This window comes from Pseudomonas sp. HMSC057H01 (assembly GCF_001836405.1).
In the GTDB taxonomy this organism is placed as follows: domain Bacteria; phylum Pseudomonadota; class Gammaproteobacteria; order Pseudomonadales; family Pseudomonadaceae; genus Pseudomonas; species Pseudomonas aeruginosa.
Map to the genome: position 1 here is coordinate 50,134 of NZ_KV828432.1, position 20,199 is coordinate 70,332.

Annotated in this window: 17 protein-coding genes; 3 read left to right on the forward strand and 14 right to left on the reverse strand. The window is 68.1% G+C overall.

Features of this window, described 5'->3' with window-relative positions; translation table 11 throughout:
- Positions 1-33: 33 nt before the first annotated feature.
- The 9 genes from HMPREF2581_RS09800 to moaC all read right to left on the reverse strand — a co-directional run bounded on the left by HMPREF2581_RS09800 (position 34) and on the right by moaC (position 7,435).
- Entirely contained in the window at positions 34-1,596 is a 1,563-nt protein-coding gene (locus HMPREF2581_RS09800) for an alkaline phosphatase D family protein (protein ID WP_003110915.1), read from the reverse strand.
- A gap of 251 nt (positions 1,597-1,847) precedes the next feature.
- A complete protein-coding gene (locus HMPREF2581_RS09805) occupies positions 1,848-2,363 on the reverse strand; it encodes a ubiquinone anaerobic biosynthesis accessory factor UbiT (protein ID WP_003137750.1) in 516 nt (171 codons plus the stop codon).
- Positions 2,357-3,247: a U32 family peptidase gene (locus tag HMPREF2581_RS09810; RefSeq protein WP_003137748.1), complete on the reverse strand. Its 891-nt coding sequence runs from the start codon at positions 3,245-3,247 to the stop codon at positions 2,357-2,359. The genes HMPREF2581_RS09805 and HMPREF2581_RS09810 overlap by 7 nt, the downstream gene beginning before the upstream one ends.
- Before the next feature lie 11 nt (positions 3,248-3,258).
- Entirely contained in the window at positions 3,259-4,254 is a 996-nt protein-coding gene (locus HMPREF2581_RS09815; RefSeq protein WP_003093020.1) for a ubiquinone anaerobic biosynthesis protein UbiU, read from the reverse strand.
- Positions 4,255-4,368: 114 nt separating this feature from the next.
- Positions 4,369-5,592, reverse strand: a complete 1,224-nt coding sequence (gene glp, locus HMPREF2581_RS09820; RefSeq protein WP_003137745.1) for a molybdopterin molybdotransferase MoeA — start codon at positions 5,590-5,592, stop codon at positions 4,369-4,371.
- Complete coding sequence (moaB, locus tag HMPREF2581_RS09825) at positions 5,589-6,146, reverse strand: molybdenum cofactor biosynthesis protein B (RefSeq protein ID WP_003137743.1); 558 nt, start codon at positions 6,144-6,146, stop codon at positions 5,589-5,591. Before moaB ends, glp begins: the two co-directional genes overlap by 4 nt.
- 101 nt (positions 6,147-6,247) lie before the next feature.
- Positions 6,248-6,700, reverse strand: a complete 453-nt coding sequence (gene moaE / locus HMPREF2581_RS09830; RefSeq protein WP_003093025.1) for a molybdopterin synthase catalytic subunit MoaE — start codon at positions 6,698-6,700, stop codon at positions 6,248-6,250.
- Positions 6,701-6,704: 4 nt separating this feature from the next.
- On the reverse strand, positions 6,705-6,956 hold the full coding sequence (gene moaD, locus HMPREF2581_RS09835; RefSeq protein WP_003110788.1) for a molybdopterin converting factor subunit 1: 252 nt from the start codon (positions 6,954-6,956) through the stop codon (positions 6,705-6,707).
- Positions 6,953-7,435: a cyclic pyranopterin monophosphate synthase MoaC gene (moaC, locus tag HMPREF2581_RS09840; RefSeq protein WP_003093030.1), complete on the reverse strand. Its 483-nt coding sequence runs from the start codon at positions 7,433-7,435 to the stop codon at positions 6,953-6,955. The genes moaD and moaC overlap by 4 nt, the downstream gene beginning before the upstream one ends.
- Before the next feature lie 217 nt (positions 7,436-7,652).
- Here moaC and HMPREF2581_RS09845 point away from each other — a divergent pair, with 217 nt between their 5' ends.
- Positions 7,653-8,081: an arsenate reductase ArsC gene (locus HMPREF2581_RS09845; protein ID WP_003093032.1), complete on the forward strand. Its 429-nt coding sequence runs from the start codon at positions 7,653-7,655 to the stop codon at positions 8,079-8,081.
- Between the two features lie 162 nt (positions 8,082-8,243).
- Positions 8,244-8,426 (forward strand): hypothetical protein, encoded by a 183-nt coding sequence (locus HMPREF2581_RS09850; RefSeq protein WP_003110789.1) that lies wholly within the window; start codon positions 8,244-8,246, stop codon positions 8,424-8,426.
- A 9-nt stretch (positions 8,427-8,435) separates the two neighbouring features.
- Here the strand turns inward: HMPREF2581_RS09850 and HMPREF2581_RS09855 are convergent, their stop codons facing one another.
- Both HMPREF2581_RS09855 and HMPREF2581_RS09860 read right to left on the reverse strand, forming a co-directional pair.
- Positions 8,436-9,212, reverse strand: a complete 777-nt coding sequence (locus HMPREF2581_RS09855) for a CHAD domain-containing protein (protein WP_003110790.1) — start codon at positions 9,210-9,212, stop codon at positions 8,436-8,438.
- Between the two features lie 116 nt (positions 9,213-9,328).
- Complete coding sequence (locus HMPREF2581_RS09860) at positions 9,329-10,720, reverse strand: PhoH family protein (RefSeq protein WP_003093038.1); 1,392 nt, start codon at positions 10,718-10,720, stop codon at positions 9,329-9,331.
- 503 nt (positions 10,721-11,223) lie between these two features.
- Between HMPREF2581_RS09860 and copA1 the strand changes: the two genes are divergently transcribed.
- Positions 11,224-13,602, forward strand: coding sequence for a copper-translocating P-type ATPase CopA1 (gene copA1 / locus HMPREF2581_RS09865; RefSeq protein WP_003110791.1), 2,379 nt, complete (start codon positions 11,224-11,226; stop codon positions 13,600-13,602).
- Between the two features lie 31 nt (positions 13,603-13,633).
- Here the strand turns inward: copA1 and HMPREF2581_RS09870 are convergent, their stop codons facing one another.
- The 3 genes from HMPREF2581_RS09870 to HMPREF2581_RS09880 form a co-directional block, all read right to left on the reverse strand.
- The gene (locus HMPREF2581_RS09870; RefSeq protein WP_003103006.1) at positions 13,634-16,354 is read right to left on the reverse strand and encodes a winged helix-turn-helix domain-containing protein; all 2,721 of its coding nucleotides are present in this window, start codon (positions 16,352-16,354) and stop codon (positions 13,634-13,636) included.
- A gap of 333 nt (positions 16,355-16,687) precedes the next feature.
- Complete coding sequence (locus HMPREF2581_RS09875) at positions 16,688-18,055, reverse strand: DUF1329 domain-containing protein (RefSeq protein WP_003103009.1); 1,368 nt, start codon at positions 18,053-18,055, stop codon at positions 16,688-16,690.
- Between the two features lie 60 nt (positions 18,056-18,115).
- Positions 18,116-20,041, reverse strand: coding sequence for a DUF1302 domain-containing protein (locus tag HMPREF2581_RS09880; RefSeq protein WP_003132618.1), 1,926 nt, complete (start codon positions 20,039-20,041; stop codon positions 18,116-18,118).
- Positions 20,042-20,199 lie beyond the last annotated feature (158 nt).

A 20,199-nucleotide genomic window follows, 5' to 3' on the forward strand; every position in this document is an offset into this window, starting at 1 on the left:
GATACTCCTTTATCGGAATGGGGTAGCCGCGGCTCAGGCGCCGTCGGGCTGCAGTTCCTGGGAAAACACCGGCTCGCCGTCGAGGTCGCGCAGGGTGACGGTGAGCGCGCGGCTTTGCGCATCGATCTCCACCTCGCCGAAGAACTGGTAGCCGGCGAAGGGGGAGCTGTTCTGGACCAGCGGGGCCTTCTGGAACATCACCTGCGGGCCGAACGTGCCATCCAGCGCGTTGGGTCCGAAACTACCGGCATTGAGAGGCCCGGCGACGAACTCCCAGAACGGCGCGAAGTCCTTGAACGCGGCGCGCTCCGGGCTGTAGTGGTGGGCTGCGCAGTAATGCACGTCGGCGGTCAGCCAGACGGTGTTGCGCACCCCGGCGCGCTGGACGAAGCGCAGCAGGTCGGCGATCTCCAGCTCGCGACCGAGGGCGGCACCGTCGTTGCCATTGGCGATGGCCTCCCAGCGGTCGCGGCCCTGGGCGTCCTTGCCATCGGGCACGCAGAGGCCGATCGGCATGTCGGCGGCGATCACCTTCCACTGCGCGCGCGAACCGCGCAACTCGCGCTTGAGCCATTGCAACTGTTCACGGCCGAGGAAATCGGTGGCGGCGCTGCGCCGCGCCTGCAGGTTGGCGCTGTTGCCGCCGCGGTAGCTGCGCATGTCGAGGACGAACACGTCGAGCAAAGGGCCGTAGGCGACCTTGCGGTAGATCCGCCCGTCGCGCCCCTGGCGCTGGAAGCGCAGCGGCGCGTATTCGAGGAACGCCTGGCGCGCGCGGGCCGCCAGCACGTCGATGTCCTTCACCTGGTAGCGCTCGTCGAGCTGCTTGCTGGAGGACCAGTTGTTGGTGGTCTCGTGGTCGTCCCATTGCCAGATCTGCGGCACCTCGGCGTTGAAGCGGCGCAGGTTGTCGTCGAGCAGGTTGTAGCGGTAGTTGCCGCGGAACTCGTCGAGGGTCTCGGCGACCTTGCTCTTGGCCTCGGTCACCCGGTTGCGCCAGATGCGCCCGCTCTCGGTCTCGATGCGTTCGGGGATCGGCCCATCGGCATAGATGGTATCGCCGCTGTGCAGGAAGAAATCCGGCTGGCGCCGGCGCATGGCTTCGTAGATACGCATGCCGCCGATATCCGGATTGATCCCGAAACCTTGCCCGCAGGTGTCGCCGCTCCAGACGAAACGGATATTGCGCGCCTCGCTCGGCGCACTGCGCAGGTGGCCGAACCAGGGCTTGCTCAGGCTGCCGTCGCGGGCATCCTCGAAGCGCACCCGGTAGAAGATCGACTGGTCGGCTGGCAGGCCACGCAGGTCGATGCGCGCGGTGTAGTCGAGGCGCTCGTCGGTGACCGGCGAGACCAGCCGGCGCGGCTCGCTGAAGACGCTACGGGTGTCCCATTCGACGATCATCCGCGCCGGGCGGTCGGTGCGGCTCCAGACCAGCGCGCGGTCGCCCTGCACATCGCCGGATTGCACGCCATCGGTCAGCTTCGGCCGCGCCCTGGGCGAGGCGATCACCGCCGGCGCGCCCAGCGCCGGCAACAGCAGTCCAGCGCCCAGGCCTTGCACGACGCGGCGGCGCTTGAGGTCCATCCCACTCATACCGGAGTTCTCCGCAGGCTTCACGAAGGTCCGGTTTACCGGGGCAAGTTGACAGGGGCGTTACGGGGACAGACAGGCTATCCGTTTGGTCAGGGGAAACGCCCATTCGCTCCGCGCCGCCCATGCGGCAACGAACCGGGCGTTGCCTCGCTGAAAAGAGCCTCAGTGAGTTTCAGGCTTCAGGGAATACACCCAATCGGAGGGGCGCGCCCAGCGACATTGGCGTCGCTATACGCCCCTTTCCACCGACCTCAGCCGCCCCGCGCCCCCTGGACCGGCCCCTGGGGCGCCTCGCCGCGCTCCTCCTGCACGGCCCGCCCGGCCCGTTCCACGGCGCTCCACAACCAGGGCGGCAGGTGCTCCGGATCGAGGCTGTCGAGGAGGTTCTTGACCGCCAGGCCCAGCTCGGTGTCGCCCTCGATCACCAGGCGGCGGCGGAAGAACAGGGTATCCGGGTCCTCATGCCGGCTGGCCAGCAGCAGGAAGTCGCGCCAGTCGCCGCGGATGGTCACGCTGGCCCGTGGCCGTTCGACCAGGCGCAGGCCGCCGGGTACCCGGGTGACGCACCAGCCGACGCCGAGGTCCCTGACTTCCAGGCGCAGCCAGCGACCTTCCAGCAGGTCGAAGGCGCCCTCCTCCAGCGGCTGGGCGAACAGCCGGTTGGCGACCCGTTGCAGGACCAGGTGCTGGAGCCCGCGCGGAACCTTCGCCGCCAGCGGCAACAGGCGTCCGGCGACGCCGAGGAGCAGGCGTTGGCGGTTCAGCATAGCCCCGCCTCCTCTGCCCGCAGCATCCCCGGCCGGCCGTGCCAGTAGCCGTTGCAGCCTTCCACGGCGAGCGGCGGAGCGGCACCCTGGCGTACCCGGTCGAAGGCCGCGATCACCTCGGCCATGCCCTGCGCCCGAGGGCTCAGGCGTAGCAGGTCGGCGCCGCTATGTTCCAGCGAGCGGTAGTCGGCCAGCAGGTTGCTGACCTTGCCGGACATGGTCTGGATGCCGTTGAGGGTGAACAGCGCCTCGCCCTCCTGGCTGAGCAGCGGAATACCTTCGGGATACTGCTGGCAGCAGAACTGACAGTCGTCCTTGGGCCGGTTCTCCGCCCGCGCGGTGAAGCAGCGCGCCGAGTAGGCCAGCGGCAGGTGACCGTAGGCGAAGACCTCGGTCTGCAATTGCTCCAGGCCCAGCTGCGCAGCCTGGTCGAGCACCCCGCGCAGCAGCTTGCCGGAGACTTCCACCGGCGGAATCCAGCGGCGCATGCCCCAGGAATACAGTTCGGCCAGGGCATGACCGTTGTAGAGGTTCAGCGCCGGACCGCCGACAAAGGGCACGCCGCGCTGGCTGAGGTAATAGACGGCGGCCATGTCGTTGGCCTCGACCCGGAGTTCGCCGTTCTCGCATAGCCGGCGCAGGCTGGACAGCTCCGAAGCGGCCTCGATCAGCGCCAGCCCGGAGAGCACCAGCTCGGCACGGGTCGCCTGCGCCAGCTCGCGGGCCAGCGCCTGCCAATCGTTCAGGGACAGCGCCCGGCGCTTGGCGCAGACGGTCTCGCCGAGGTAGATGACGTCGAGCGGCTGGCTAGCCATCTCGGCGTAGAAATCGAATATCTGCCGCTTGTCCCAGTAGAACAGCAGCGGTCCCAGGCTCAGTTTCATCGCGGCGGTCCTCACTGCCAGGAACGGTGATAGGCGCCCAGGGTGGTCTGGTGCCCTTCGGAAAGTCCGGCCAGCGCGCGCTGCCATTGCGGCTGCACGCTATAGGCGCCCGGCGCGCTGGCGTAGCTGTCCAGCGCCTGGCGCCAGACCCGGGTGACCTGCTCGACGTAGGCCGGGCTGCGCTGGCGGCCTTCGATCTTCACCGCCGCCACGCCGATTTCCGCCAGCTGCGGGACCAGGTCCAGGGTGTTCAGGCTGGTCGGTTCCTCCAGCGCATGGAAGCGCTGGCCATTGACCAGGAAACGGCCCTTGCAGAGGGTCGGGTAGCCGGCCGCCTCGCCGGCGGCGTAGCGGTCGATGAGCACTTCGTTGAGGCGCGAGGTCAACCCCTCCGGTTCCTCGCTCCAGCGCACCGCCCTGGCCGGCGAACAGACGCCGCAGAGGTTCGGCGACTCGCCGGTGACGTAGGAGGACAGGTGGCAGCGGCCCTCGGCCATGATGCACAGGCTGCCGAAGGCGAACACTTCCACCGGCACCGGGCTGCCGGCCGCCACCTGGCGTACCTGCGCCAGCGATAGCACGCGGGGCAGGACCGCGCGACGGATGCCGTAGCGTTCGTGATAGAGGGCCAGGGCCGCGGCATTGGTTGCCGAGCCCTGCACCGACAGATGCAGGTTGAGCCGCGGATGACGCTTCGCGGCATAGCCGAGCACCGCCACGTCGGCGGCGATCAACGCATCGACGCCGAGGTCGGCGGCCTGGTCCACCGCGCGCTGCCAGCGCTCCCAGCCCTGCGCGCTGGAATAGGTGTTGACCGCTACGTAGAGCTGCCGCCCGGCCTCGTGGACTCGCCGCAGGCCTTCCTGCAACTGGCGTTCGTCAAGGTTGAGGCCGGCGAAATGGCGGGCGTTGGTGTCGTCGCGGAAACCGACGTAGATGGCGTCGGCGCCCTGTCGCAGGGCCGACTTCAAGGCGGGCAGGCTGCCCGCCGGACAGACCAGTTGCATGGGGTTGCTCCTCTGGCGAAAAACGCGCTCCGCGGCAGTGGGCAACCCCGGGGCACAAGCGCCACACTCTAGAAAGACGCTCCCGGTCGGCGCTTGACCGGGATCAAGAAGGCCTCAGGCCATCAGTGCGGAGAACGGCAGAAAGTCGATCGCATCACCCACGCCCAGGGTGGCGCCGCGCTCGATCACCGCCAGCCCGTCCGCCCAACTGGCGGCAAGCAGCATCGCCGAGCCCTGCTGCGGGTGGATTTCCACCCGCCCCCGCTCATCGAGCCGCGCCCGCAGGTACTGGCGACGCGCCCGCGGTTGCGGCCAGTCGAAGGCCGCCGGCAGCGGCAGCGGCCGCGGCACTACGTCGAACAGTCCCTGCTGGCGAAGCAGGAACGGACGCGCCACCAGCAATGCGGTGACCAGCGCCGCCGCAGGGTTGCCGGGCAGGCCCAGCCAAGGCTTGCCGGCCACGGAGCCGAAGGCGAACGGCTTGCCCGGCTGGATCGCCAGGCGCCACAGGTTGACCTCGCCAAGTTCGGCGATGGCGCGCTTGAGGTGATCTTCCTCGCCTACCGAGACCCCGCCGCTGGTGACCAGCGCGTCCCATTCGGAGGCCGCCAGGCTGAGCGCATCGCGGCTGGCCACCAGTTCGTCGGCGAGCACTTCCTCGTCGTGCACCTCGAAGCCGAGGCCGCGCAGCAAGGCGCCGATGCAGTAACGGTTGGCGTTGTAGATCTGCCCGGCCAACAGTGTCTGGCCGGGCTCGCGCAATTCGTCGCCGCTGCTCAGCAGGCCGATGCGCAAGCGCCGACGCACCGAGACCGTGGCGACGCCGAGACTCGCCAGCAGGCCGAGTTCCTGCGGGCGCAAGCGCTGTCCGGCACGCAGCACCGGCGCGCCGCGGCGCAACTCCTCGCCGCGCCGGCGCACATGCTGGCCGGCGCTCACCGGCGGCAACTGCACGCGCTCGCCGTCGACCACGCAGAGTTCCTGCGGCACCACGCAGTCGGCGCCGGTCGGCAGCGGCGCGCCGGTGAAGATCCGCGCCGCCTGGCCCAGCGGCAGACTCATGCCGCGGGTGTCGCCGGCGGCGATCCGCGCGCCGACCGTCAGGCTGCCGCCGCTGCGCGGCAGGTCGGCGGAGCACAAGGCGTAGCCGTCCATCGCACTGTTGTCCCAATGCGGCAGGTCCATCGGCGCCAGCAGGTCCTCGCCGAGCACTCGTCCCAGCGCCCGCTCCAGGGCCAGGCTCTCGCAGGCTGGCGGGCGCGGCGCGCGCGCCAGCAGTTCGGCCAGCGCCTCGTCGAGCGGGCGCAGTTGGCCGCCATCGCAGGCGCAAGCGCTCACGAGCGGCACCCGCAGCCGGCCACCGGCGCCACGGCTGGCGGGGTCTTCAGGTGCGGGACGAAATTGCACGGGCGGGTGCGGCTGTCCAGTTGCGCCAGGAGAATCTCGTTCCAGGCGGTGCGACAGGCGCCCGGCGAGCCGGGCAGGCAGCACACCAGGGTACCGTTGCTGAGCCCGGCCAGCGCTCGCGACTGGATGGTGGAAGTGCCGATCTCGCGCTGCGAGACCTGGCGGAACAGTTCGCCGAAGCCCTCCACATCGCGCTCGAACAGCGGCCCGACCGCCTGCGGGGTGTTATCCCGCGCGGTGAAGCCGGTGCCGCCGGTGATCAGGCCGACCTGTACCTCGGGGTCGGCGATCCAGGCCGAGACCACCGCGCGGATCTGGTAGATGTCATCGGACTTCAGGCTCCGCTGGTGCAGGCGATGACCGGCGGCCAGCAGCGCGTCGGCGAGGGTCTGGCCGGAAGTATCGGTTTCCAGGGTACGGGTGTCGCTGACGGTGAGGATGGCGATGTTCAGCGGCTGGAAGGTGGAGGTGGCCAGGTGGCTCATGGAAGGGAGTCCTCGGAACGGGCGATGCCTCAGCCTGAACCGCGGGCCCCCGGCTGGCTATTCCTCCGAAGAGGTAAGCCGGCGGCGCGAGGAGGTAGCCGTCACTCCTCCCAGCGCTGCGCGGCGGCCTGGTCGCTGCAGCGGCCTTCGACCCAGCGCGGGCCTTCGGCGGTGTCTTCCTTCTTCCAGAACGGCGCGCGGGTCTTCAGGTAGTCCATGACGAAGTTGCAGGCGTCGAACGCCGCCTGCCGGTGGGCGCTGGCGCAACCGACGAAGACGATCGGCTCGCCCGGCTCCAGGCGGCCGATGCGGTGGAGAATCTCCAGGCGCAGCAGCGGCCAGCGCTGCCCGGCCTCGGCGGCGATCTTGCCGAGGGCCTTCTCGGTCATGCCCGGATAATGTTCGAGGAACATCCCGCCGACCTCGCGACCGTCGTTGAAGTCGCGCACGTAGCCGACGAAGCCGACCACCGCGCCGATGCCGACGTTCTGCGCATGCAGGGCGTTAAGCTCCTGCCCCGGATCGAAAGCGGCCTGCTGGACGCGGATGGCCATGGGTTCAACCTCCGGTGACGGTGGGGAAGAAGGCGACTTCGTCGCCGTCCTGCAACGGCTCGTCGAGGCCGCACAGTTCCTGATTGCGCGCGCACATCAGGTTCTGCTCGCCGAGGGTACGCTCCCAGGCCCCGCCGCGCTCCACCAGGAGCTGGCGCAAGGCGCCGAGGGTCGCCAGCCCGGCGTCCCAGTTCAACTGCTCGCCGTCGACGCCGAGGGCTTCTCGGTAACGGGCGAAATACTGCACGCGGATCATGCCTGCCCTTCCTCCTCTTTGCGGTAGTGGCCGCTCTTGCCGCCGAGCTTCTCCAGCAACTGGACCTGCTCGATGACCATCCCGCGGTCCACCGCCTTGCACATGTCGTAGATGGTCAGGGCCGCGACGCTGGCGGCGGTGAGCGCCTCCATCTCCACGCCGGTCTGCCCGGCCAGCCGGCAACGCGCGCGGATGCGCACGGCGTCCGGCGCCTCGGCCTGCAGTTCGAGCTTGACGCTGGTGAGCAGCAGCGGATGGCACAGCGGGATCAGTTCGTGGGTGCGCTTGGCCGCCTGGATGCCGGCGATCCGCGCCACGGCGAAGACGTCGCCCTTGGGATGGCCGCCGTCCTGGATCAGTTGCAGGGTTTCCGGGCGCATGCGCACCACGGCCTCGGCCGTGGCTTCACGGGAGGTCACGGCCTTTTCCGTGACGTCGACCATGTTGGCGCGGCCCTGGGAATCGAGATGGGTCAGCACGTGGGTGCTCCTGATGGAAGGTACTGGCCAGTCATTGTAAGCCCTGGGACGCGAGCGGGGATGGTTTGGCCGGATTCTGAAGGGGAATGATTGTATACAGAAAGAGGTATGCCCTCGTTGGCGAATGACCACCCGGTGAAATTTTCCTGACAGCCCTGCCGGTCCGTGACGATCGGACTAAGATCGCAACAGGCTTCCCGCTCCGGAGAACGGAAAGATGACGGACCGACTGCGCGTACTCTTCGTCTGTATCGCCAATGACGCCCGCTCCCTGATCGCCGAGGCCATCCTGCGGCACACCGACGGCGAACATTTCGCCGCGTTCAGCGCCGGCGTGCGCCCCGCTGGCGTCGACCCGCGCACCCTGAGCGTGCTCGAACACGCCGGCATCCCGACCCAAGGGTTGAGTAGCAAGCCGCTGGAGACCTTCGCCGGGGAGTCCTTCGACTATCTCATCGACCTCTGCGACAAAGACACCGACGAACTCGCACAGTTGCCGCACTCCGCCCAGACCCTCGCCTGGAGCTGCAGCGACCCGACCCTCCAGGAAGGCCTGGAAGGATTCAGCCATGTCCTGCAGGAGCTGAACGACCGGGTACGGCTGTTCCTGGCAGTGAAGAACCGCCCCCATGGGGAACGCTCCTGAGCCGCGCCACCAGCGACGCCCCAGTCGCCGTGCCTCCCGGCGACCTGCCAGTCCTGACAGGTAGATGAAGGTTTGATGACGACGTCGAGAAAGCTCGACTAGCGTTGGTCAATACCTATACCGCGCCGGGAGCGCTGGACAGGGCCCACAGGGAGGTGCCCCATGCAACTGCGAATGCACCCTTCGACCAAGGGCGGATGGATCGTCCAGGTCGGCGCCTATCGCATCCCCTTCCATACCGAACGGGAAGGTCGGGAATATCTGCGCAAACTGCGCGAGCGGATCGAAGCCCCCCACGCGCTGCCCGGTTCGCCCAAGCCCCGGATAATCCGCCAGGCCAGGTAGCCGACCCGCTCAGGTGCGGCCGATGGCTTTCCCCAGCAACCTGGCAAGGCGCCGAACGGATTCCTCGGCCCGGTCCAGGGCGGCGGCCTCGGACCTGCGCCATTCCGCGCTCAGGGGGCGCAGGTCGGCCTGCTCTTCGGCCCTGAGGCACCATTGCTGGTGGTCGTGCCAATCCCCCAGCATGGTCTGTAGCGTTTTCAGCGTGTCGAGCACCTTTCCCGGCAGAGGGCAGAGGTCCGGGTAGGCCTCCTGCGAATAACGTGCGCGCTTTACCAACAGGCGGATGTCGTGAAGATCGTGTCCGGGATCGTCGAGCGCCGCCAGCAGCTTGCGCAACTGGTGCCTGATTCGCTTGCTCGCCTCCGCCTCGAGATCGTCGAGGCGACCTTCCGTCATCGCCCGCCGGACACCGTCCGGCCAGGCGTCCAGTGCGTCCAGCAAATCCTTGATCTGTGGACTGCTCCCTGCCTGCCGATACCAGCGGAGCACCGCCTGCCTGCGCAGCGAAGCCGGAATCAGCAGGCCATGGCGCTCCAGCTCGGCCGCCATCACTTCCATGTCGCGGATCGGATTGGTGGCCTGCCCGAGGGCTTTCGCCGCGCGATCCAGGTCCTCGGCCAGAGCCCCCAGGCGCAACGGTTTCAACAGGCTGCGCAGGCGCCTGGCGGCGACGCGCAGATCGTGCAGCGCTTCCGGGTCGGTGCCCTCGACGATCCTGGCATAGGCATGCATGACCTCGACTTCGAGGCCGGAAACGGTGCGAATCACGGATGCGGCGAAAGCCATACGGCGGACTCCCGGAACTGGGGCCCGAAGTCTAGGACATGTTGCAGATCCGTGAACGCCAGCCGCTGCGCCCGGCTCGAGGCCGGGCGCAGCGCAACGCCTGCGACGCTGCGTGGTTACATATGCGCCTCGGCGTACTCCGCCAGCACCGAGCGCGGCACCCCTTGCAGGGTCACGTGCACGCCGTGGGGGAAGTCCTTGAAGCGTTCGGTGAGGTAGGTCAGGCCGGAGCTGGTGGCGGACAGGTAGGGCGTGTCGATCTGCGCCAGGTTGCCCAGGCAGATCACCTTCGAACCGCTGCCGGCGCGGGTGATGATGGTCTTCATCTGGTGCGGCGTGAGGTTCTGGCATTCGTCGATGAGGATCAGGCTCTGCTGGAAGCTGCGCCCGCGGATGTAGTTCAGCGACTTGAACTGCAACGGCACCTTGCTGAGGATGTAGTCGACGCTGCCATGGGTGCATTCGTCGTCCATGTGCAGCGCTTCGAGGTTGTCGGTGATGGCGCCGAGCCAGGGCTCCATCTTTTCCGCCTCGGTGCCGGGCAGGAAACCGATGTCCTCGTCCAGGCCCTGCACGCTGCGGGTGGCGATGATGCGCCGGTAGCGCTTGCTGACCATGGTCTGCTCGATGGCCGCGGCGAGCGCCAGGATGGTCTTGCCGGAACCGGCGGCACCGGACAGGTTGACCAGGTGGATGTCCGGGTCGAGCAGCGCGTACAGCGCCAGCGACTGGTACACGTCGCGTGGCCGCAGGCCCCAGGCTTCCTGGTGCAGGAGCGGCTCCTGGTGCAGGTCGAGGATGGTCAGCTCGTCCTGCTGGATGCCCTTGATCCAGCCGACGAAGCCCTGTTCGTCGACGATGAACTCGTTGATGTGCACCGCCGGCAGGTTGTCGGTGAGCTGCACGCGATGCCAGGTACGGCCGTGGTCCTGGCGGGTCTCGACCTTGCTCACGCGGTCCCAGAAAGAGCCGGCGAGGGAATGGTAGCCGCGCGACAGCAGGGCCACGTCGTCGATCAGCTGGTCGGTGTGGTAGTCCTCCGCGTCCACCCCGCAGGCGCGCGCCTTCAGGCGCATGTTGATGTCCTTGGTCACCAGCACCACGCGTACGCCGCTGTGGCGGCTCTTCAGCTCGACCAACTGGTTGATGATCTTGTTGTCGTTGAGGTGCTCCGGCAGCCAGGTGATGGGCTCGGCACGCTTGCTCATGAGGATCGACAGGCTGCCGCTGGGGCCGTTCTTGCCACGCTGGATCGGTACCCCTCCCTCGACCTGCTCGGGCGTGGCCTCGCCGAGTACCTGGTCGATCAGGCGGATGGCCTGGCGGCACTCGGCGGCGATGGTGTGCTTTCCGGTCTTCAGCTTGTCCAGCTCTTCGAGCACCGTCATCGGGATCGCGACGCGGTGTTCCTGGAAGTTCAACAGGGCATTCGGATCGTGGATCAGGACATTGGTATCGAGGACGTACAGGGTGGGCTGGGTGGGGCGGGAACGTCCGTGGTCATCCATACGCGATCACCTTCTGCTAAGGGCCTGGCGACGGAATGCCGGGTCGGCGCTCCGCCGGGGGGCGAGCCGCCTTCTCTCTTCCGGTGGGGAGAGCCTGACAGCAGAGGTGAGGGCCGGGGCCGCCACCTGTGCTGCAGGGTTCGGCGGTCTACGGTTCCACAAATACCGCAAAAAATATGACGGTAAAAAGTACTTTTCGTCATCAGCAGGTTTTTTTTCCGCAAGCGACGAAATACCTTGGCGCAGCCCTTCGCGAGGTCTAGTGTTATCGGTCCCACCCCTGTGAAAACCCTGCGCTTTTCCGTGCCGCAACGGTTTTCCAGCGCCATTCCCCCTCCCCCCTGCCCCTGCGACATAAAGCCGCCACTGCGCCCTGCGCCGCCTTCCTGTATGAATCCGGGGCTTGACCTTGACACGATGTCAAGGCTGAACCTGGCGACAGATCTCACCGGCGCCTCCCAGGGCGTCTGCGGTGCCACTTCTGTCCATTCCAAGGAGGACTCATGAACAGCGCCACGCTAACCGAGCTCGATCTGCCGGTCAGCGGCATGACTTGCGCGTCCTGCGCCGGCCGTGTCGAACGAGCCCTGAAGAAAGTGCCCGGGGTCGCGGCCGCCTCGGTCAACCTGGCCAGCGAGCAGGCCCGCGTACAGGCCCCGGCGGACAGCCTGCCGGCCCTGGTGGCGGCGGTCGAGCAGGCCGGCTACCAGGTTCCGGCGCGCAGCCTGGAACTGTCCATCGAGGGCATGACCTGCGCCAGTTGCGTCGGCCGGGTCGAGCGGGCGCTGAAGAAGGTGCCCGGCGTACGCGAGGTCAGCGTCAACCTGGCCAGCGAGCGCGCCCACCTCGACCTGCTCGGCGCCGTGGACAGCCAGGCCTTGCTGCAGGCGGTGGAACAGGCCGGCTACAAGGCCCGCCTGCTCGACGCGGGGCAACCACGCCAGGACGATGCCGAGCGCCGCCTGCGCCGCGAACGCTGGTGGGTGATCGCCGCGCTGTTGCTGGCGTTGCCGCTGGTGCTGCCGATGCTGGTGGAATGGGCCGGCCTGCACTGGATGCTGCCGCCGTGGGCGCAGTTCCTCCTGGCGACCCCGGTGCAGTTCGTCATCGGCGCGCGCTTCTATGTCTCCGCCTGGCGCGCGGTGAAAGCCGGTGCCGGCAACATGGACCTGCTGGTCGCCCTCGGCACCAGCGCCGGCTACGGCCTCAGCGTCTACCTCTGGCTGACCGCCCCGCCCGGCCACATGCCGCACCTCTACTTCGAAGCCTCGACCGTGGTGATCGCCCTGATCCTCCTCGGCAAGTACCTGGAAAGCCGCGCCAAGCGCCAGACCGCCAGCGCCATCCGCGCCCTCGAGGCGTTGCGCCCGGAGCGCGCGGTGCGCCTGCGCGACGGTCGCGAGGAAGAGGTGGCGATCGCCGAGTTGCGCCTCGGCGACGAGGTGGTGGTGCGTCCCGGCGAACGCTTCCCGGTGGACGGCGAGGTGCTCGACGGCAGCAGCCACGCCGACGAGGCGCTGATCACCGGCGAGAGCCTGCCGGTGCCCAAGGCTCCCGGCGACAAGGTCACCGGCGGCGCGATCAACGGCGAAGGCCGCCTGCTCCTGCGCACCACCGCGCTCGGCGGGGAAACGGTGCTGGCGAAGATCATCCGCCTGGTGGAAGACGCCCAGGCCGCCAAGGCGCCGATCCAGAAGCTGGTGGACAAGGTCAGCCAGGTCTTCGTCCCGGTGGTGATCCTCATCGCACTGGTCACCCTCGGCGCCTGGCTGGTCGCCGGGGTCGGCCTGGAGCAGGCCCTGGTGAACGCCGTGGCGGTGCTGGTGATCGCCTGCCCCTGCGCCCTCGGCCTGGCCACCCCGACCGCGATCATGGCCGGCACCGGCGTGGCCGCACGCCACGGCATCCTGATCAAGGACGCCGAGTCCCTGGAAGTCGCCCATGCGGTCACCAGCGTGGCCTTCGACAAGACCGGCACCCTGACCTCCGGGCGACCGCAGATCATCCACCTCGGCGGCGACGATCAGGAGCAACTGCTCAGGCTCGCCGGCGCCCTGCAACGCGGCAGCGAGCACCCGCTGGCCAAGGCCGTGCTCGAGCGCTGCGCCGAGCGCGACCTGGAGGTTCCGCCGGTGAACGCCAGCCAGGCCCTCAGCGGTCGCGGCATCCAGGGCGAGGTCGAGGGTCGCCGGCTGGCCCTAGGCAACCGCCGCCTGCTCGACGAGCAGGAACTCAAGCCCGGCGCGCTGGCGAGTGCCGCCGCGGACTGGGAGGCCGAGGGCCGCACCCTGTCCTGGCTGCTGGAACTGGCTCCGGAGAAACGCGTGCTCGGCCTGTTCGCCTTCGGCGACAGCCTCAAGGACGGCGCCGCCGAAGCGGTGGAGGCCCTGCGCGAACGGGATATCCACAGCCACCTGATCACCGGCGACAACCGCGGCAGCGCGGCGGTGGTGGCCAAGGCCCTGGGCATCGACGACGTACACGCGGAAGTGCTGCCGGCGGACAAGGCCGCCACGGTCGCCGAGCTGAAAGGCCGGGGCCGGGTGGTGGCGATGGTCGGCGACGGCATCAACGACGCCCCGGCGCTGGCCGCCGCAGACGTCGGCATCGCCATGGGTGGCGGCACCGACGTGGCCATGCACGCCGCCGGCATCACCCTGATGCGCGGCGACCCGCGCCTGGTGCCGGCGGCGCTGGACATCTCGCGGCGGACCTACGCGAAGATCCGCCAGAACCTGTTCTGGGCCTTCATCTACAACGTGATCGGCATCCCGCTGGCGGCCTTCGGCCTGCTCAACCCGATGGTGGCGGGCGCGGCGATGGCCTTCTCCAGCGTCAGCGTGGTCGGCAACGCCCTGCTCCTGCGACGCTGGAAGCCCTGAGCCAGCACGCCAGGCACATGGGGTGGCGCGCCTAGCGCAACAACCCCATGTGCTTGGCCCGCGCCACCGCCTGGGTGCGGCGCTCGACGCCGAGCTTGTCGTTGATATGGCGGGCGTGGCTCTTCACCGTATGCAGCGAGATGAACAGCCGCTCGCTGATCTCCTGGTTGGACAACCCCTGGGCGATCAGCTCCAGCACCGCCAGTTCGCGCCCGCTGAGCACCTCGCCCGCACTGCCCGCGGGCTCGGCGGGCGGCTCCGGCAACAGCGCGCGCATGCGCTGGGCGCCGGGACAGGCAGGGAAGCGCTGCAACTGTTCGCGCAACCATTCCGGCTGCTGCACGAGCAATTCGTGGAGCGGCAGCAAGGCTCCGCCGACTGCGCCCTCCATGGCTTGTTGCAGGGTCGCCAGCGCCTCGCGCTCGCGGCCCTGCTCCAGGTGCAGCGCGGCCAGTTGGCCGAGGGCCAGGCGAGCCGGCAGCAATGCGCCGTTCTCCCGCGTCGAGCGGGCCAGCCGATCCAGACGCCGGGCGGCCTCCTCCGGGCGTCCTTCGCGGCGCTCCAGGCCGGCCTGGAGCAACTCCACATGCAGCGGCAGCAGCGGACTGCATTCCGGCGGCGTGGCCGCCTGCCCGCCGTAGGTGCCGCCCAGGCGCTGTAGCCAGACGCCGGCCAGTTCGGTCTGGCCCTGGGCCAGCCAGAGTTCGCACTTGATCAGGGTGATCGCCGCCAGGTAGTAGATCGGCGGGATATCCCAGGCATGCATCAGCCGCTCGACGTCGCCAAGCCGGGCGAACGCCGCCGCGTAGTTGCCCAGGCGCCCTTCCAGGCTGGCCAGGACGCAATAGCCGATCACCAGGCTGACATCCCGGCAACTGCGGGTTTCCTCGATTCCCTGCTTGATCCACTTGCGCGCTTCGTCCGGCTGCAGCGCCAGGCTGCGCAGGTAGCCGCGGTACAGCAGGAGCCGCCCGCGCACCGCGTAGCGGCGTTGCGCCGGCAGGTGCTGGAGGCGTTCCAGGCCCTGGCGCACCTCCTCCTCAGCGCGCGCCACCTCGCCGCGCGCCTGGAGGACGCGGGCGCGGTCGTAATGGACCAGTGCCTCGAACAGCGGGTTGCCGTAGCGCTGGGCGAACTCCAGGGCGTCGCGGTTGTAGTTGCGCGCCTGCCAGAAGTCGCCACGGGTCACCGCCAGGTTGCTCAGCGTCGACAGGCATTGCAGGCGGGTGCCATAGCGCTCCCCGGCGAGGTCCTGCAAGGCCTCGCGGCAGTGCGCCTCGGCCTTGTCGATGTCGCCGCGGCCGCGCGCGATCACCCCGCTCAGGGCCTGCCACTGGGCCAGCAGGTCGCGCTGCGCAGACTCGTCCGGCGCCGGCAGGAAACGCGCCAGTTGGCCAGCCAGCTCTTCCGCGGCATCCAGCTGGCAGGCCAGCGCCAGCGCCCAGCCGTACAGCAGGATCAGGCGCGGCGTGCTCGCCAGGAGGCTGTCCGGCAGGTCCATCTTCCAGCGCAGCAGGGTGGCGATGTTCTGCTCCGCCAGCAGTTGCTCTTCCGACAGGTTCTGCACCAGGCTCGCCGCCACGTCCGGCTGGCCGGCGCGCAGCGCCTGCTCCACCGCCTGGTCGAGCAGGCCATGGCGGCTGAACCAGCCGCAGGCGCGCAGGTGCAGGGAGCCGGCGGACGGACCGAAGTCGGGCAAGGGACGCGCCAGCAGCAGGTCGGAGAACAGGTGGTGGTAGCGGAACCACTGGCCGTTTTCGTCCAGCGGCACGAGGAAGACCTGGTGCTGCTGCAGGTGGTCGAGGATCGCCGCGCTGTCGCCGGCCTCGCGCACGGTATCGCAGAGTTCGGCGCAGAAGCGCTCGAAGCGCGCGGTCTGGGCGAGGAACGCCTGGACCTCGGGCGGCTGCCGCTCGATCACCTCCTCCAGCAGGTAGTCGCGGATCAGCTCGTCGGCGCCGTGTACCCCGGGACTGACCTGCTCCTCTGGATCGCCGCGCGCCAGCAGCCAGAGGCGCAGCCCGGCGACCCAGCCTTCGCTGCGCTCGAGCAGCGCGTCCAGCGCGTCCTCGTCGAGTTCGAGGCCGCTGGCGGCCATCAGCGCCCCGCTCTCCTCGGCGGTCAGGCGCAGGTCCTGTTCGCTGAGTTCGAGCAATTGCCGCGACAGGCGCAGGCGCGCCAGGTGCCAGTCCGGCCGCTGCCGGCTGGTGACCAGCAGCACCAGGCCCTCGGGCAGGTGATTGAGGAGGAATTGCAGGCAACGGTCGAGCACCGCGCCCTGGGCCAGGTGGTAGTCGTCCAGCACCAGTAGCAGGGGACGCTGCGGGTCCAGGCAGGGGGCGAGTTCGTCGAGCAGGTCGTCGAGCCAGGTCTCGAAGGCGAACGGCTGGTGGCGCTGGCGCATCTTCAGCAGGCCGAGGGCCTCTTCGCCCAGGGTCGGGTGGTACTGTCGCAAGCCATCGAGCAGGCGTTCGAGGAAACGTCCGGGATCGCTCTCGCGGCTGCTCAGTCCCAGCCAGAGGCTCTGCCAGCGCGGGTCGAGGCTTTCGCAGAACTCGATGGCCAGGGAACTCTTGCCAAATCCGGCGGGCGCGGCGATCAGCAGCAGGCGACCGTCCAGTCCGTCGCGCAGTCGACGGCAAAGACGCGGGCGCGCCACATGGGCCGACGGCAGCGGGGGGCGGAAAAAGCGGTTGGCCGTCGGCAGGACGGCGGATGGAGTGCCCGAGAAGGTACGCGAGAAGTCAGTCATCACCCGGTTTCTTGGTTTATGTATGGGGCGTGAACGCTCCGGAGACTAACCACAAGTGATGGCTATTTGAAGCACTATCCATCGGCTCGGACGAAATAGCGCACCGGCGCTTCAGCTCGATAACCAAGGAAAGACCGGTTTCCCGGCGCGGTCCAGGCGCGGCAAACGTTTCCCGGTCACACAGGTGCCCGCCGGGAGGATGGCGACGACGGAATCCGCGGGCGAGGTGGGAAAACACTTTGTAATGAATTGACGGCCGGAGCGGCAGCGCCACCCGCGAAAACGAAGAAACCGGCACAAGGCCGGTTTCTTCGTGGCTAGGAACGCCGTTTCTCAGCGTACCCCTTCCTGGCGCAGCGCCGCCGGGGTGTAGTCGCTTTCCGAAGCGCTGTAGTTGAAGTCGTAGGCCTGTTTCTCCTCGTTCTTCATGCCCAGCGCCAGGTAGCGGCCGGAGAGCAGGTCGTAGAGGGTTTCCACCGCGTACCAGGGCACCTGCTTGTCGTAGTACTGCTCGGCATGCGCCTCGGCCACGCGCCACAGGGTGCCGCGACCGTCGTAATGGTCGATCTCGGCGGCCTGCCAGGTGTCCTCGTCGATGTAGAAGTCACGCTTGGCGTAGATGTGCCGCTCGCCCGGCTTCAGGGTCGCGACCACATGCCAGACGCGGTGCAGCTCGTAGCGGGTCAGGTCCTGGTTGATGTGGCCGGCCTTGACGATTTCGCTGTACTTGATCTTCGGATCGTCGAGCTTGTAGCTGTTGTAGGGAATGTAGATTTCCTTCTTGCCTTCCAGCTTCCAGTCGTAGCGGTCCGGCGCACCGTTGTACATGTCGAAGTTGTCCGAGGTGCGCAGGCCGTCGGCGGCGGTGCCGGGACCGTCGTAGGACACCTGCGGAGCCCGCCGCACGCGGCGCTGGCCGGCGTTGTAGAGCCACGCCAGGCGCGGCTCCTTGACCTGGTTGAGGGTCTCGTGGACCAGCAGCACGTTACCGGCCAGGCGCGAGGGCGCGGTGACCCGCTGCTTGAAGTAGAACAGCACGTTGCTCGGCTTGTTCGGGTTGTAGTCCTTCAGGTTGGTACGGAAGGTGAAGGCATCCTGGAAGTAGACCAGCTGGTAGGAGCCGTTGACCTGCGGAGTGGCCTGGGTCACCAGGCGCCGGACGCTGCCGCCGCGATAGCGGGTGATGTGGTTCCAGATCACCTCCAGGCCGTTCTGCGGGATCGGGAACGGGTTGGCGGTATCGAAGTTCTCCAGGCCGTTGCCGCCTTCCACCAGCTTGGTGGTGGTGGCGTTGCGCTTGGCCGCCTCCTGCACCGCCGCCGGGACGGTGGCGCTGCGGTGGGTCTTGTATACCGGGATCTTGTAGGTATCCGGGTAGCGCTTGAACATGGCCAGTTGGCCGGGAGTCAGCTTGTCCTTGTACTGGTCGACGTTCTGCGCGGTGATGGTGAACAGCGGTTGCTCGCTGGCATAGGGGTTGGCGAGGAAGCCACGGCTGTCGACGCTGCCGGCGTTGGTCGCCAGGCCGCCATCCCAGGCGGGGATGCTGCCGTCGGCGTTGCCGGCCTTCTCCGCCCCCAACGGAGTCAGGCTGGTGCCGAGCTTGGCCGCCTCGTCGGCGGATACCGCCGCCATCACCTGGGTGGCCAGCAGGCTCAGGGCCAGTACACCGGTATGCAGAAGAATCTTCGTTGTTTTCATTCGCTCGTCGTCCTCGTTAAGTCCTGCTCGCCGGCCCGGTTCGCACCGGGCCGGCGTACATCAGAAGTTCATGCCGAAGCTGAGCGCGACGAAGTCGCGATCGTCCACGGTGGTGTACTTGCCGTCGAAGAAGTTGGTGTAGGAGAGGCTCGCGGTGTAGGTGTTCTGGTACTCCGCGTCCACCCCCAGGCTGACCGCCTTGCGGCCTTCCTCGAAGTTGGCGCCGGGGCCGGGCGAATAGCCATCGACGTCGTGCGACCAGGCCACACTGGGCTTGAGGTTCACGCCCATGAACACGTCGTTGTAGTCCCAGATCGCACGGGCGCGATAACCCCATGCGTCCGAGGTGGTATAGCCATCGTTCTCGCAGTAGCGGCTGACGTTGTTCGCTTCGGCGGTGCCCAGCGTGCTGATGTTCAGCGCCTGGCAGCTGGCCAGGCCGGAGATGGTCCCCGGCAGCGGCCCCGGTCCGAAGACCGGGTCACGCCCGTAGCGTGCCTTGGAGGTGCTTTCCAGGCCGCCGACGTGGGTCCAGCCGATCTCGCCCACCAGGGTCAGGCGCTCGGCGCCCATCACCTGGTCGAAGAAGTGCGTCAGGGTGGTCTGCAGTTGGGTGATCTCCTTGCGCCGATAGCCGTGCAGGTCCTGCCCGGCCTGGCCGTTCAGCACCGAGGCGTTGTCGTAGGGGCGGTTGCCGCCGATGCTCACCGGGTCGAGGCCGGCGAAGAGGATGTCGGTGGTGTTCAGCTGCACCGGCGCGTTGGGCCGGTAGCTGACTTCGCCGCTCCACGCGGTGCCGTTGGGCAACGTGGTGGAGAAGCTCAGGCCGAACATGCGGATATCTTCCGGGTACTCGATGAAGTAGCTGGAGTTGCCGGCGGTGGCCGCCGCCGCGGCCTGGGCGGCCAGTGCCGGGTTGATCGCGGCGAGGCGGGTGGCGAGGTCGTTGATCGCCGCCATGGTGCTGGCCGAGGCGCCCTGGCCGCTGAAGATCGGCAGGCGGCTGTGGTAGTTCATGTAGTAGGCGCCGAACTCGGTGTTCAGTTCGTCGGCGAAGTAGCGCAGGGCGAAGCCGTACTGGCCGCTGTCGCGAGCGTCGCGGTCCGGCCCGCGGCGGACCAGGATGCCCTCGTCCCAGGGCGACGGGGTAACGCTCAGGCCAGCCCCGGCGAGCACGTTGTTGAGCAGGTTGATGGACGCCTTGTTGTTGGTCAGCACCGCCAGGTTCTGGTCGCAGCCATCGGCCACCACGTCCGGCTGGGAGAAGAAGGTGCCGCAGTTGTCGACCACCGTCTGGTCCCACTCGATCTGGTAGAAGCCTTCGGCGGACAGGTTGTCGGTGAGGTTCTGCGACAGGTAGAACATGTTCACCGGGATCAGGCCTTCCTTGATCTCCGAGCCGGGCCGGCGGAAGGCGGTGACGTCGATCGGGTTGATGGCGCTGATGCCGTTCTGGATGAAGGTGCTCTCGCCCCAGTTCACCACCTGCTTGCCCAGGCGCACGCTGCCCGGCAGGTCACCGATGGCATAGTTGTGGTAGATGAAGGCGTCGAGCAGTTCGGCGCCGGAGGACTTGGCCAGGGTCTTGCGGCCGCTGTCGTCGATGTCCTTGAACTCGCGGTGCTCGTCCTTCAGTTCGAAGTCGTACCAGTACTTGCCGCGCAGGAACACACCGGTATCGCCGTACTTCAGCTCGAGGTCATGGATGCCCTTGAAGACCTTCGAGAACGTTTCCCCACGCTTGAAGTTCAAGTGGCTGTCGTCGGAGGTCTGGGAAAGTCCCTTGCCGCCGTTGTTCACACCGATCAGGTTCTTGTTCGGCTTGGCGGTCGACCAGCTGGCCCCGACCGACAACGCCGAGTCGAAGGAACCTTCGATTTCCCCGATGTTGAAGGTCACCCCAAAGGCCGGAGCCGCCAGCGAGGAAGCCAGGCTGACGGCCAACGGCAACCGGGCCCGACGCGAGAACGGATTACGGGTTGTCATCGACGCTACTCCATGTGTGTTTTTTGTTATGAGTGCGTGGACTATAGCTAGCGCTGCCTGCCGCTTGATCCCTCGAAAGTGTGATTTGCGCGGCGCAACCACTCTGGCTCGCGCCTTTGCGGCGGATGGAGAATGACCGGGCGGTCGCGAAAACGCGG

What these genes read in the sequence shown, in the direction of transcription:
- HMPREF2581_RS09800 (WP_003110915.1), bottom strand. Translation starts at nt 1,596, where the DNA reads ATGAGTGGGATGGACCTCAAGCGCCGCCGCGTCGTGCAAGGCCTGGGC.
- HMPREF2581_RS09805 (WP_003137750.1), bottom strand. Translation starts at nt 2,363, where the DNA reads ATGCTGAACCGCCAACGCCTGCTCCTCGGCGTCGCCGGACGCCTGTTG.
- HMPREF2581_RS09810 (WP_003137748.1), bottom strand. Translation starts at nt 3,247, where the DNA reads ATGAAACTGAGCCTGGGACCGCTGCTGTTCTACTGGGACAAGCGGCAG.
- HMPREF2581_RS09815 (WP_003093020.1), bottom strand. Translation starts at nt 4,254, where the DNA reads ATGCAACTGGTCTGTCCGGCGGGCAGCCTGCCCGCCTTGAAGTCGGCC.
- moaB (WP_003137743.1), bottom strand. Translation starts at nt 6,146, where the DNA reads ATGAGCCACCTGGCCACCTCCACCTTCCAGCCGCTGAACATCGCCATC.
- moaE (WP_003093025.1), bottom strand. Translation starts at nt 6,700, where the DNA reads ATGGCCATCCGCGTCCAGCAGGCCGCTTTCGATCCGGGGCAGGAGCTT.
- moaD (WP_003110788.1), bottom strand. Translation starts at nt 6,956, where the DNA reads ATGATCCGCGTGCAGTATTTCGCCCGTTACCGAGAAGCCCTCGGCGTC.
- HMPREF2581_RS09845 (WP_003093032.1), top strand. Translation starts at nt 7,653, where the DNA reads ATGACGGACCGACTGCGCGTACTCTTCGTCTGTATCGCCAATGACGCC.
- HMPREF2581_RS09850 (WP_003110789.1), top strand. Translation starts at nt 8,244, where the DNA reads ATGCAACTGCGAATGCACCCTTCGACCAAGGGCGGATGGATCGTCCAG.
- HMPREF2581_RS09855 (WP_003110790.1), bottom strand. Translation starts at nt 9,212, where the DNA reads ATGGCTTTCGCCGCATCCGTGATTCGCACCGTTTCCGGCCTCGAAGTC.
- HMPREF2581_RS09860 (WP_003093038.1), bottom strand. Translation starts at nt 10,720, where the DNA reads ATGGATGACCACGGACGTTCCCGCCCCACCCAGCCCACCCTGTACGTC.
- copA1 (WP_003110791.1), top strand. Translation starts at nt 11,224, where the DNA reads ATGAACAGCGCCACGCTAACCGAGCTCGATCTGCCGGTCAGCGGCATG.
- HMPREF2581_RS09870 (WP_003103006.1), bottom strand. Translation starts at nt 16,354, where the DNA reads ATGACTGACTTCTCGCGTACCTTCTCGGGCACTCCATCCGCCGTCCTG.
- HMPREF2581_RS09875 (WP_003103009.1), bottom strand. Translation starts at nt 18,055, where the DNA reads ATGAAAACAACGAAGATTCTTCTGCATACCGGTGTACTGGCCCTGAGC.
- HMPREF2581_RS09880 (WP_003132618.1), bottom strand. Translation starts at nt 20,041, where the DNA reads ATGACAACCCGTAATCCGTTCTCGCGTCGGGCCCGGTTGCCGTTGGCC.